This is a genomic window from Myxacorys chilensis (genome assembly GCF_059505265.1).
On sequence record NZ_JCACKG010000253.1, the window covers coordinates 18,874 to 31,644 of the forward strand.

The following is a 12,771-nucleotide window of genomic DNA, read 5'->3' on the forward strand; positions in this document are numbered from 1 at the left end:
CGTTGATCTTCATTGCGATGCAAAGTGAAAAACTCAAAGTGAAAAACTTCAGGTTCAAAAGCTAGTCTGCTTCACGTTACAGGCAAAAGTGGCTAGAGATTGGCTTCTTTGTATCCAGTGTGCAGTAAATGTCGCTCAACATTTAGTAGCATTGCATTCACTTGCACAGAACAGCCCCATGCTTACGCTCTCAAAACTAGAAATCGATCGCGATCGCCTCACGGCTAATATTGAGCGACTCGCAAAAATTGGCAAGCAGCCTTCAGGAAGTATTTGTCGCCTTGCCTTTACGCCAGAAACCCTGCATGCTCGGGCTTTAATTCAGAGATGGATGACTGAACTCGATATGCACGTGCGAATTGATGCGGCGGGAAACTTAATTGGAACCTACGCCGGAAAACATCCTGCACCATCGTTAGCAACGGGATCTCACATTGATACTGTCCCCTCTGGTGGCAAATACGATGGAACGTTAGGCGTTTTAGCAGGGCTTGAAGTCGTTCGGACACTGCACAAAAATAATGTGCGCCTGAATCATCCGCTCGAAGTGATTGTGTTTACCGATGAAGAAAGCACCATGATTGGCTCTCAAGCGATCGCGGGCACAGTCCTCTACAACGACATAGAACGCTACCATCTGCCAAATGGACAAACGATTCAAACTGCCTTAGAGAGTCTCGGTGGAGATTGGGGTCTGTTAGCAACGGCACGGCGCGATCGCACGACGCTTTGTGCTTTCGTCGAACTCCACGTCGAACAGGGGATTATTTTAGAACGCACTGGACATCAAATCGGGATTGTTCAAGGTGTAGTCGGCATGGAGCGTCACAAGCTAAGGATCACGGGGCAGGCAAACCACGCGGGTACAACCCCAATGGATATGCGCCAAGATGCTTTGATTGCCGCGTCTAAACTTGTGCTGGCGGTGCAAGCGATCGCTCTAGCCTTGCCCAGTCAGCCAGTCGCAACGGTGGGCTATCTTACCGTTTCGCCCAATGCCGTTAATATCGTTCCTGGAACGGTAGAACTCAGCGTCGATATGCGCGATTTGTCGAAAGAGGTTCTCGATCGCATGATTCAGCAATTAGAAACTGAAGTTGCAACGATCGCGGCGGAGACAAACACTGAAATTGAGATGATGCCGCTGCTGTGTGTTGAACCGACCCCGGCGGCTGAATTAGTACAAAGCGCGATCACATCTGTGAGTCACCAGCTAGGACTAACCCATTGCTTGCTTCCGAGCCGCGCTGGGCACGATTCGCTAGAGGTTGGGCGCATCACCGACATGGGTATGATCTTTGTGCCGAGTCAATTGGGGTTGAGTCACTCTGAAGCTGAATACACCTCACCTGAACAATGTGCCCAAGGTGCAAATGTGCTGCTTCACACCCTATTAGAGCTAGACGCAATCTATAGGCTCTAATCGCGATCGCTTTTAGAAATCTTTTACAAATTTAGAGATCCTCTGAGAAATAACGTGAATTCGGGATAAGACGATTAGGGCGGGTTGGGTGGCGTTGCCACAATTCGGGGGACTTCCCCCCGCGCCCCCGCTCGTCAGGAGACGGAAGCCGTCCCCCGACACCCCCTCGCTAAGGGAAATGAGAGGGGACGGGTCGAGAAGCGAGGGCGGTTGGAGCGTGGCTTTGGCACTGATGGCTTAACCCGAATTGACGTTAAAAATAAAGTCCCTGTACTCCCAACTGAGAGAATACAGGGACTATCAATCCCTTGTGCGAAGATCTATTTCTTGAACAAATCCCTGATAGCTTTAGCCTTGCATTCTGCTACTTATGCAAAAAGTCTTATGTGTCGTATCAGGTGCTAGGTTTACTTTTGGTTGACCGGATCAGCAATGTAACGGAATGTTGGCTCCGAATTCCAAGGCCCACGCTCATCTTTCCCACCATTGGAAGACAAATTGTAGTAAATGTCTACAGTGTCATCGGGCTGAATATTGCCAAACATCGGATCGGTCAGTTTGCCCATCGAGTCCAGAGCTTTCATAAACATCTGAGTGTGGGAAATTTCGCGAGTGAGAAGGTGTGTGAGCGTTTTTTTCGTGCCTTCATCAGTGGCTAACTTAATCAATTCTTCGTAAGTTTGGCGTGCTCCTGCCTCTGCTGCAATATTTGCTCTTAAGTCGCGCACCACATCGCCCCCCTCATTTATGTAGGTTGCTGTCCAGGCACTGCCTTGACTATCGAGAAAGTGAGGTCCCATGCCCCGAACAGCAAACAAGCTGCTTTTGTAAGCCTCGGTTTGATCCACATTTTTGGTGTGAGATTCAATCAGCTTACCGACCATTTCTAAATGTCCAAATTCCTCGATCGCAATGTCTTGGAGCATATCTCGAATGCCAGCATTCTCAACGTGGAAGGACTGCACCCAATATTGCAGAGCAGCAGTTAGCTCTCCTGTTGCTCCACCAAACTGCTCTAGAAGTAGCTGAGCAAAACGCGGATTTGCCTCATTAACATTGACGGTATGAATAGTTTCTTTTTTGTGAAAAAACATTGAAACCTTCCTTAACTAAACTTTAGATCTTCTTGTCGTAACATTTGGCTGTAGCATCCGACGCCCTATAAACCTAGAGCGAAGACCTCTGGATTACATCAACTTAAGAGGGATCAACTAAGCTACTAGGCTCTATCTTTAGAATTAGAGCGCCAAAAGTTACAGAGTCAACAAAACAGGGTCAATAAAACTGCCTCTGAACCCCGTAGGTGAGGATATCCGAACCGCTCTATCGGTCAACCCTACTGATTACAATGGGAACGCAAGCCCTAACCTTCGTGCAAAATAGTGCTGAGGTTATTTGAGAACTGTGGATAAGCCGATGACGACCATTCTGGAACAAGGCAACATCTCGATTCATACTGAGAATATCTTTCCGATTATCAAAAAGTGGCTCTACTCAGACCACGAAATCTTTTTGCGTGAGCTAGTCTCAAATTCAGTCGATGCCATCCAGAAGATGAAGATGGTGGCGCGTTCTGGAGATTTCTCTGGCGAGATGGGTGAGCCGGAGATTGTCATTACGATCGACAAACCGAAACAAACGCTCTCCTTCTCAGACACCGGCATCGGCATGACAGCAGATGAGGTGAAGCAATACATTAACCAAGTTGCATTCTCTAGCGCTGAGGAGTTTGTTCAGAAATACCAAGCCAGCGGCGATCAGCAAATTATTGGTCACTTTGGGCTTGGCTTCTACTCGTCGTTTATGGTGGCAAAACACGTCGAGATTGATACGTTGTCGTATAAAGAAGGCGCAAAACCTGTTAATTGGACATGCGATGGATCGACGGAGTTTCAGCTAACGGAATCGTCGCGTACAACGCAAGGTACAACAGTTAAACTAACGCTACAAGACGAAGAATTAGAATATCTTGAGCCGTACCGGATTCGGCAGCTAGTGAAAACGTATTGCGATTTCATGCCGTTTCCGATCAAGCTTCAAGTCATTGAAAAAGAAGATGAAGCCGCGTCAGAACCGGAACAAATTAACCGTCAGATTGCGCCGTGGAAGGAGTCGCCAAACAATCTCAGCCGAGAAGATTACCTTGAGTTTTATCGGTATCTGTATCCGTTTCAAGAAGAGCCGTTGCTCTGGGTGCATCTCAACACCGACTATCCATTTGTGGTGAACGGCATTCTCTATTTTCCGAAACTCAAGCCCGATGTCGATGTGTCGAAAGGACAGATCAAACTGTTCTGCAACCAGGTGTTTGTCAGCGATAACTGTGAGGAAGTTATCCCACAGTTTTTGCTGCCGTTGCGGGGCGTGATTGATAGTTTAGATATTCCACTCAATGTGTCGCGGAGCTTCTTGCAGAACGATCGCACGGTTCGCAGAATTGCCGACTATATTGCGAAAAAAGTGGGCGATCGCTTAAAAGAACTCTATCGGGATAACCGGGAAGAATACATTCGTTGCTGGCAGGATCTGGGAACCTTCGTCAAATTTGGGTCGCTCAACGATGATAAATTTAAGAAGCAAGTCGAAGAGATCATCATCTATCGCACCACTGCAAATCTGACTGACAACGCTCCTAAAGTGGAAGTTCAAACGCAAGAAGGAGATGTTTGGCAAGACTCATCAGAAGGCCAAAGCAACACTGTCGATGGCAAATCCTATACCACTCTGCAAGACTATCTCGAACGCAACAAAGAACGCCATGAGAATCGTGTGTTCTACTGCAACGATGAAGTCTCTCAAGCAACTTATGTTCAACTTCACACCAGTCAAGGCTTAGAAGTCCTATTTCTCGACTCCTTTATCGACAGCCATTTCGCTAGTTTCTTAGAGCGCGAGTACTCTCACGTCAACTTCTCCCGCGTAGATTCTGAGCTAGATGACACGCTGATTGACAAAGACAAAACTGAGGAGATTGTCGATCCAGCTACGAATCAAACCCGTAGTGAGCAGATTAAAACGTTGTTCCAAAAAGCGCTCAACAAGCCGAAACTGACGATTCGGACGGAGGCACTCAAGGGAGAAAACGCTGCCGCAACGCCGCCTGCTATGGTGCTGCTGCCTGAGCAATTGCGCCGAATGCAAGAAATGACGGCCTTGATGCAACAGCAGGCCGTGCAATTTCCAGAGGAACACATTCTGTTGGTCAACACCTCGCATCCAATGATTCAAAACTTGATCAATTTGAGTCATGGAGCCATTGCCACACCGGATGGTCAGTCTCCCTCGGCAGAACTTGCAAACCTCATTTGTCACCATGTTTACGATCTGGCGTTGATGGCACAAAAGGGATTTGATGCGGATGGTATGAAGTCGTTTGTTGAGCGCTCGAATCAGGTATTAACGAAGCTAACGGACAAAGCAGCAAGTTAAGCGCCGCTATTGGATGCATGAGAAGGGGCGAGGCTTCTCGCCCTTTTTGAGTGGGTGGACATCAACCTGCTTAGCTGCGCCAGCGCAACACCTGTTCTCGTACTGGGTTGTCAAACGCGCGACCTTCAGCGATCGCACGTGTAAACTCTGCTTTCAGTTGGTAGTACCAACGAGCTTGAGTATCGGCGTCTTTAATCAACATTAAACTGGGGTTATATTTCAGCCCGTCCTGTTGTTTGATCACCATCTGCCGATCTTGATCTAAAAACCGTCGTACGAGTGGACGAAGAACCGGCAGCAGAACCTTAAACCACGGTAGCGTCGTGTAGAAGAGTGTTGTGACTTCGGTTGAGGTTTCTGTAATTGGCGTGATCGTCGTTAAATTGCAGACCGTGTGACGATCGCTCGTGATTTGCTCGATTCGCACTCCGGGAAGTTGGAAGGAAATTTCGACCGCAGGTTTGCGACCAATCAAGCGATACAGAACCGTCTCTCGCTCTAGCTGATGCTTTCGCATGGTGAATCCGTAGGGTGATGGGTCAAAGGTTTTGACCTCTTCAGCTAAATTGGCATCGGCTCGCCACCACCACGATCGATGTACAAACGGCACATGCGCTGGATCCATTAGCCCCACGATCGCGTGATCAACAAAACACGGAAAATTCATCACTTCAACGGATTGGTATGTCTCATGCCCAAATCCGGGAATGCGAGGAACGTCTAGCGCGATCGCATCACTGTCACCCCGATTTGCAGAAGGCATGTAGATCCAGACATTGCCCTGCACTTCTTGCACGCTGTACGCCCGAACCCCAAAATTATCTAAATTGAGGTGCTGATCCTCGGTCAACGCTGGAATTAAGGTACAGCGCCCGGCTGCATCAAACCGCCAACCGTGATAAGCGCACTCCACTTCATGCCCGTCAAACCGTCCGTAGCTGAGCGGAATCGCACGATGCGGGCAGATATCGCGTAATGCAAATGCCTGACCCGCTAACGTGCGCCCAAACAGAATAGGTTCGCCCAGCAAAATCTTGGAGATGATTTTACCGGGTTTGAGTTGGTGCCCCGGCAACGCATAGTACCAAATGTCCCGGAGGAAGGTGTTGGAATCAGCCATCAATTAATTCTTGCGGTGCGATCGACAAGTTGTGAGTTGTGCGGGCATCTTGCCTGCGATCAGTAAACATGAGCAAGATGTTGACAAAATGATTTGGAGTGCGATCGCGGGCAAGATACGCTCTAGCTTAAATCACTAACCTCCCGTTCGCCTAATCTAGAGGACGACTGCACGCGCTTAATTGTTCGCTCGCGTCATCTCCATCAAAACTTTCTGAGCGCTCTGTTCGGGCTGGTCGGTAGCGGGGCGACGCTGAATATAGCGGCCATCGGCTTGGAGATCCCACGCTTGACGATTGTCCGCTAACAAAATACCTAACATCTCCTGCAAATCTTGAGCGATGCTTGGATCTTCAATGGGAACCACCGCTTCGACCCGCCGATCGAGGTTGCGAGGCATCCAGTCAGCACTGCCAATCAACACGGTGGGATCACCATCGTTGTGAAAGTAGAACACGCGGGAGTGTTCTAGAAACCGTCCGACAATGCTCATGACACGAATGTTGTCACTCACATCCTTGATGCCCGGACGCAAACAGCAAATGCCGCGAATAATCAAATCGATTTGCACACCAGCTTGAGATGCTTCATACAGCGCCACAATAATTTGAGAATCGACAAGAGCGTTCATTTTGGCAACAATTCGCCCGTCTCGACCCTGACGCTGATGATCGATCTCGCGATGAATAAATTCAATCATGCGATCGCGCAGATTCACCGGAGCCACTAACAGCTTGCGGTAAGATTTCTGCCGCGAATATCCGGTCAAGAAGTTAAACAGATCCGTGGCATCCGCCCCTAGGTCTTCTCGACAGCTAAACAGCCCCAAATCGGTATAGATCCTGGCCGTTTTAGGGTTGTAATTGCCCGTGCCAACATGAACATATCGCCGAATTCGCCTCTCTTCCCGCCGAACGACTAACGTCAATTTGGTGTGGGTCTTGAGTCCTACCAAACCATACACAACATGGACTCCAGCACTTTCAAGTTTTTTTGCCCAGTTAATATTGTTCTCTTCGTCAAAGCGGGCTTTCAGTTCTACCAAGGCAGCGACTTGCTTGCCATTGCCTGCTGCCGCAATCAGGGCTTGCAAAATCGGAGAATCGCCCGATGTGCGATACAGCGTCATTTTGATGGCTAATACATCCGGATCGTAGGCGGCTTCCTCAATAAAACGCTGTACACTCCGTGAAAATGAATGATAAGGGTGATGAACCAGAACATCTTGTTTGCGAACGGTTCCAAAGAAATTGTCGTCGTTCTCAGATGCAGCTTTCTCAATGTCAATGTCATTGGCTCGCCGCAGAACGGCAGGCTTGATCGCCGTCCAAGGCGAATCTTTCAGCTCAGGTAACGGCAAATCGAGAAACGACATGAGATCTCTGAGACAGAGAATTCCTTCAACCTCATACACATCCGTGGGAGCAAGATCCATCTCTTGCATCAGCATCTCTCGGACGTGCTCCGGCATCGAGGAGTTAATCTCCATTCGCACGACAGAGCCTCCAAAACGACGTTTTCGGAGTTCCTGCTCGATCGCTAACATTAGATCCTCGGCTTCATCTTCCTCGACATCTAAATCTGCGTTGCGGGTAATGCGGAACGGATGATATTCCTGAATATTCATGCCCGGAAAGAGCGGCTCCAAATTGTGAGCGATGACTTGCTCTAGCGGCACGCCTGCCCACACGGTCGCTCGACTTTTAGAGAGTGAGGTGGGTGTGATTTGAGTCTCGATCGGCAGGGAGATAAAGCGCGGCAGCATCCCAGGAACCTTAACTCTCGCGAAGAGTTCTTCCTCGGTCACACTGTCTTTAATCACAACGGCTAAGTTTAAACTGAGGTTTGAAATATAAGGAAACGGATGACTCGGATCGATCGCCAGCGGCGTTAGCACCGGAAAAACTTGCTCTTGAAAATAGCTCTGTAAATATGTGCGCTGTTCTTGGCTGAGGTCGATGTAGTCCAGTAGAAAGACGCCTTGCGTGGCTAAGTGAGGACGCAAAGCTTGATTAAAGTGATAATGCTGCTTCTGCACAAGGGGACGCAGACGCTCGTCGATCAGATCAAGCTGTTCTTGGGGGGTGCGCCCGTCTGGCGGTAACTTCGTTACATTCGCTTCGACCTGCTCTTTCAGCGCTGCCACCCGCACCATAAAATATTCATCTAAGTTAGAGCTAAAAATCCCTAGAAATTTCAGCCGTTCTAACAGAGGGGTACGTGGATCAAACGCCTCATGCAGAACGCGACTATTGAACTCTAGCCAACTTAACTCTCGATTGAAATAATACTGAGGATCGGTGAGATTAATGTCCACTGTGTTTTTTTTTCGCCGACGCATTAGAATACCTCGTCTTCAATGCCAACCCACCATTCTCCTAAATTCATTAAGTCTTGGTGAATGTCAGCCAACCGAGCCTCGTATTCCGCAGTAGATAACTCCGATCGCTGTTCGTTTAACTTGAGCAATCGAAGTTGAGCCAGCAGCCAAGGTTTGGTCATGCTATCGGTCTGCTCTAAATAGCGGGCGAGGTCATAGCTGTTCATGGGTGGAGGGCCTAGGGGGAGGTCACTTTTATTGTCGCGTTAATGCGCGAGTTTTAGCAGGGGCGAGGGGAGGAACTTCGCAGAAAGATAGCCGCTATCACAAAACCGAGGAGAACCAAGGGCGCGATCGCGGCTATCTTTACTCTCTATCAATTTGAACTTTAGTCCCGATTGAAACTAGGAAGCCAAATTTTGAGCAACAAAGTCCCAGTTCACCAAGTTGTCTAAAAAGTTCTTGATGAACGCAGGACGGGCATTCTGATAATCAAGATAGTAAGCGTGTTCCCACACGTCTAAGGTCAACAGAGGCTTTTGACCATGAACTAGAGGATTTTCAGCATTAGCAGTCTTGGTGATTTTGAGTGTGCCACCATCATCGACAAGCCATGCCCAACCGCTGCCAAATTGGGTTGCCGCCGCCGCACTAAATTCCTCTTTGAACTTGTCCAGGCTACCAAAGGCCGCGTCAATTTTAGCTGCGAGATCGCCCGTTGGTGACCCTCCCCCGTTGGGGCTGAGGCTGTTCCAGAAGAACGTATGATTCCAAATTTGAGCCGCGTTATTAAAAATACCCGTTTTGGATGAATCACCAAATGACTTCTGAATAACTTCCTCTAGCGATGCATTGTCAAGCTCAGTGCCTTCGACCAGCTTATTCAGATTGGTGACATATCCTGCATGGTGCTTGCCGTAATGAAACTCCAGCGTTTCCTCTTTCATCCCGTGTGACTCAAGCGCATCTTTTGGAAACGGCAGGGGAGCTTGTGTAAATGCCATGTGTTCTAGTCCTCTCGTTAGCGTTTAAGCAAAAATAACAGGTCTAAGTCGTAGTCGAACTCTGTCTTTAACCGAAGCGTTACATACTGCGGAAAGATCAGCAGAAACATAACTTAATAGTCAGATCTTATCGCACAAAGAGTAAAGGCAAGTGCATCCTAGTGCTGAAGCGCAAAGGCAACTTACCTTTTTGAATCAGAAAGGCTCAATAGCTACAGAGTAGGGTCTAGAACGATAAAGTAAATATATCTAGGGTGAGATTTGTTAGAGGTCGCGTTTCTCTAAATTCTGCTTTGCGAACCGTCTGGGGCATGAAGGGATAAAGAGGCACGAAGAAAGCACAATCATTCTTTCAGCCTTAATTTTGATGGTACATCTACCCTTGCTCTTTTCTGCCGCCTAAAGCGTGTTCTGGAAGCTCAAGCGGGCATTCTTGAAGATTAGAATAAGTTTTGTTTAACCTGGGATAACGTTTAGTCATGGGAACCGTCTACCGCTTCAGTATGTGCCAAGATCTCACCGAACGATATATCCGTATATGCGCTGATAGCGTTCCCATAAATAAGCAATTCTTCTAAACAAATTGTTTATCACAAATTGTCTATTTATGAGAAAGGGGCGGCACAGTCGGCACAGGCATCTAGGTTAGACAGAGAGTTAAGTTAGGCGGACAGTTATTTAGTTAGAGCAGAGGGATGGCTTATCCCTCGTGCAATCACAAGCGCAGTCACAGTGTCATTGTCAAGTTTTTACCTGACTAGGCGCGATCGCAAGTGGTTATAGAAAGAGAGGGCGTCGGCAAGCAACAGGGTCTTGGAGGGTGGTCGTGGATCAAGAATTTTTTCTATCAGTAACTCCGGTGCGAGCAACCGAATATCTCGTCCGTACAGAAGGCGTCTCTCCGGGAGTGCCGTTAGCCGAAGAGTTAGTGACTTGGCAGGTAGACGAGTGGCTAGAGCAAGCTCGTCAGTTGATGCACGACCCCTTATTAGGATTGCTCAGAGGCAACCTCTTTCGCCCCCGTACTGGACACTCACCCGAAGATGCCGCAGGTGTGCTTGTGCCGAACTTGGTTGAATTTGGACAAACTCTCTACAACGCGCTGTTTCAAGGAACGATTCGCGATAGTTGGATGACCGCTCAAGGCATCGCTCAAAATCGGCGAGAAGGATTGCGGCTGCGCTTAGGACTAAAAGGAGATCTGCTGCCGCGCTTACCGTGGGAAGTCCTTCATGCGGGGGTGCGTCCGTTAGCAACCGGAACCGATGTCGTGTTCTCTCGCTATCAAGCCGCCTTTGCTCCAATGGCAACCGTGCTGACGCCGCACCGCTCGTCCTTGGTCGAGCAGAGTCAGGCGCTCCGAATTCTGATGGTACTGGCGGCTCCGACCGACCAAGAAGTGTTAGAGCTAGAGCGCGAAGCGACGCATCTGCGTGAGGAACTGATGCGCGATCAGGGTAGTGCAGCGGGCGAAATTGAACTCACTATCCTAAACCAACCGGGGCGGGAAAGGCTGACTCAAGCTCTAGAGCAAGGGCGCTTCCACATCTTGCACTATGCCGGACACAGCAACTTGGGCATGTCGGGCGGAGATTTATATTTGGTCAACGATCGCACTGGGTTAACAGAAGTGTTGAGCGGCGATGACCTAGCAGGCTTGTTGGTGAATAACGGCATTCGCATGGCAGTTTTTAACTCCTGCCGGGGGGTTTACACCGCCACCGCCGACCTATCCAAGGCGACGGAATCGGGCAACCTTGCCGAAGCTTTACTGAAACGGGGAGTTCCAGCAGTTTTGGCGATGGCAGAACGGATTCCCGATGACGTGGCGCTAACGCTCAGCCGCCTGTTCTATCGCAACTTGAAGCAACGCTATCCAATCGATTTGAGCTTGAGCCGTGCTCGTCAGGGGTTGCTCTCGTCTTATGGCTCAAACCAGTTGTATTGGTCACTGCCCATTCTGTATCTGCACCCCAACTTCGACGGCTATTTGCAACCGCCGCTGGTGGGCGAACTGCCGACTCCAGAGCTTGTGACCCCGACGCGATCGGTTCCTGAAGCAGTGTCGACGGCGACCCCAATTCCTTTTGTGATGCCGGACGATTTGTTGGACGGGCTGGAGTTAGACAACCCCGATGATCGCGATCGCGAGGAAGTTCTGAATCTGCTACGGGAATTGCAAGACGAATCTGACAATCCTTTTTATGAGGACACTTTTTTTGAGCATGAGGACAGGCTCCACTCCTCCGATCAGCCTCGGACGGCGGCAGATTTTGTCGCTTCAGGAGAAGCACTCTATGCGAACGGCGATGTGGCAGGCGCGATCGCGGCATACAGTGAAGCGTTGCAGCTAGATAGCCGATATGCTGACGCCTACAGCAAAATGGGTATTGCCTTAGAGCAGTATGACAGCCCTGCGGAAGCAATCATTGCGTACCAAATGGCACTGCAACTCAATCCCAACTTAGTCGAAGCGGAGCAACATCTTCGCCGCCTCAAAACTGCGCATAACTTTGGAACAGATTCCACGGGCAGAGCCATTAGCCAGGAGCCGTCGGACTTGGCTCAATCTTCTACGGGGTCGAGTGGCGCATCGCTAGTCAGAACGGAAACTCCGCCTCACTCGCGGGTGTTTGCCAAAAATTTAAAGCATCCGACTCGCCGCCGTCCTTGGATTACGTTTGGCATCGCGGGAACTGCTGTCGCGGCTGTTTTAGCCATTTGGGGAATTTCTAGTTTGCGATCGTCTCTATGGCCTAGCAACGTCTTGCCTGATCCGGCTACTCTACCTACTAGCAATCTGCCGACGAGTCAGACTGGTATTCTCACCGCTACGGCCACTCAGAGCTTCCGTCAGGGCGATCTGCGCAAAGGGCAGGAGGCAACAGAAGCTCTGCTCAATCAAAACAATTTAGTGCAAGCGACAAGCGCAATCGATGCTGTTCCTAACGACAAACAGACGAATCCAGCTATCAGCTTTTTGCGCGGGCGAGTCGCTTGGCAATCGCTTCAGCAAAGCGGCAATCGGACATTCAGTATTGGAGATGTGCGTCGTTACTGGAAAACGGCGGTGGACGGCAAACCAGAGCCGCTCTATTACAATGCCCTCGGATTTGCCTACTATGCGGAGGGAAACCTCAAACGCGCGGGCGAGGCATGGAAGACCTCGGCTAGACTGGCCGCCGAGCAGCAGAAACTTGGCGCAACCGCAGCAACAGGCAAGGCAAATCCTGCTCTGCAAGATGAGATGACTGCCTATGCTGGCATTGCCCTCGCCTACATGAAGGCCGCGAACCAGCAACCGCCCAAACAGCAAGCCAGCTTAAAGCGGCAAGCCATTATTCTGCGCAACCGGATTCTCAGGCAGACGCCGACCGAGTTTCAGCCGAATGCTTTGGCTAAGAACTGGCTGTGGACGGAAAGCGCGATCGCAGAGTGGAAAGCGTTGCTAGCGGCAAAATAACGTTCAAAAGAAC

General features: G+C 49.6%; 8 protein-coding genes. 3 read left to right on the plus strand and 5 right to left on the minus strand.

Going from position 1 to position 12,771, the window contains the following annotated elements; all coding sequences use genetic code 11:
* The first annotated feature begins 178 nt into the window (after nucleotides 1-178).
* Complete coding sequence (locus tag AC5JLB_RS26010; protein WP_495876735.1) at nucleotides 179-1,423, plus strand: Zn-dependent hydrolase; 1,245 nt, start codon at nucleotides 179-181, stop codon at nucleotides 1,421-1,423.
* 407 nt (nucleotides 1,424-1,830) lie between these two features.
* On the opposite strand, the gene AC5JLB_RS26015 is transcribed toward AC5JLB_RS26010, so the two are convergent.
* On the minus strand, nucleotides 1,831-2,517 hold the full coding sequence (locus AC5JLB_RS26015; RefSeq protein ID WP_495876736.1) for a manganese catalase family protein: 687 nt from the start codon (nucleotides 2,515-2,517) through the stop codon (nucleotides 1,831-1,833).
* 322 nt (nucleotides 2,518-2,839) lie between these two features.
* On the opposite strand from AC5JLB_RS26015, the gene htpG reads away from it, so the two are divergent.
* Complete coding sequence (gene htpG, locus AC5JLB_RS26020; RefSeq protein WP_495876737.1) at nucleotides 2,840-4,852, plus strand: molecular chaperone HtpG; 2,013 nt, start codon at nucleotides 2,840-2,842, stop codon at nucleotides 4,850-4,852.
* 70 nt (nucleotides 4,853-4,922) lie between these two features.
* Here htpG and AC5JLB_RS26025 read toward each other — a convergent pair whose 3' ends face one another.
* From AC5JLB_RS26025 to sodB, 4 genes are all read right to left on the minus strand, one after another.
* On the minus strand, nucleotides 4,923-5,972 hold the full coding sequence (locus AC5JLB_RS26025; RefSeq protein WP_495876738.1) for a Rieske 2Fe-2S domain-containing protein: 1,050 nt from the start codon (nucleotides 5,970-5,972) through the stop codon (nucleotides 4,923-4,925).
* Nucleotides 5,973-6,149: 177 nt separating this feature from the next.
* Entirely contained in the window at nucleotides 6,150-8,312 is a 2,163-nt protein-coding gene (gene ppk1 / locus AC5JLB_RS26030) for a polyphosphate kinase 1 (RefSeq protein WP_495876739.1), read from the minus strand.
* Nucleotides 8,312-8,518 carry a hypothetical protein gene (locus AC5JLB_RS26035; protein ID WP_495876740.1) on the minus strand — a complete coding sequence of 69 codons (207 nt, stop codon included), beginning with the start codon at nucleotides 8,516-8,518 and terminating at the stop codon, nucleotides 8,312-8,314. Before AC5JLB_RS26035 ends, ppk1 begins: the two co-directional genes overlap by 1 nt.
* 177 nt (nucleotides 8,519-8,695) lie before the next feature.
* A complete protein-coding gene (gene sodB, locus AC5JLB_RS26040; protein ID WP_495876741.1) occupies nucleotides 8,696-9,295 on the minus strand; it encodes a superoxide dismutase [Fe] in 600 nt (199 codons plus the stop codon).
* A gap of 826 nt (nucleotides 9,296-10,121) precedes the next feature.
* On the opposite strand from sodB, the gene AC5JLB_RS26045 reads away from it, so the two are divergent.
* Complete coding sequence (locus tag AC5JLB_RS26045; RefSeq protein ID WP_495876742.1) at nucleotides 10,122-12,758, plus strand: CHAT domain-containing protein; 2,637 nt, start codon at nucleotides 10,122-10,124, stop codon at nucleotides 12,756-12,758.
* The last annotated feature ends 13 nt before the right edge of the window (nucleotides 12,759-12,771 follow it).

Excerpts from the sequence above, each read along its gene's own strand:
- ppk1 (WP_495876739.1), bottom strand. The coding sequence starts at position 8,312 with ATGCGTCGGCGAAAAAAAAACACAGTGGACATTAATCTCACCGATCCT.
- AC5JLB_RS26025 (WP_495876738.1), bottom strand. The coding sequence starts at position 5,972 with ATGGCTGATTCCAACACCTTCCTCCGGGACATTTGGTACTATGCGTTG.
- sodB (WP_495876741.1), bottom strand. The coding sequence starts at position 9,295 with ATGGCATTTACACAAGCTCCCCTGCCGTTTCCAAAAGATGCGCTTGAG.
- AC5JLB_RS26035 (WP_495876740.1), bottom strand. The coding sequence starts at position 8,518 with ATGAACAGCTATGACCTCGCCCGCTATTTAGAGCAGACCGATAGCATG.
- htpG (WP_495876737.1), top strand. The coding sequence starts at position 2,840 with ATGACGACCATTCTGGAACAAGGCAACATCTCGATTCATACTGAGAAT.
- AC5JLB_RS26015 (WP_495876736.1), bottom strand. The coding sequence starts at position 2,517 with ATGTTTTTTCACAAAAAAGAAACTATTCATACCGTCAATGTTAATGAG.
- AC5JLB_RS26010 (WP_495876735.1), top strand. The coding sequence starts at position 179 with ATGCTTACGCTCTCAAAACTAGAAATCGATCGCGATCGCCTCACGGCT.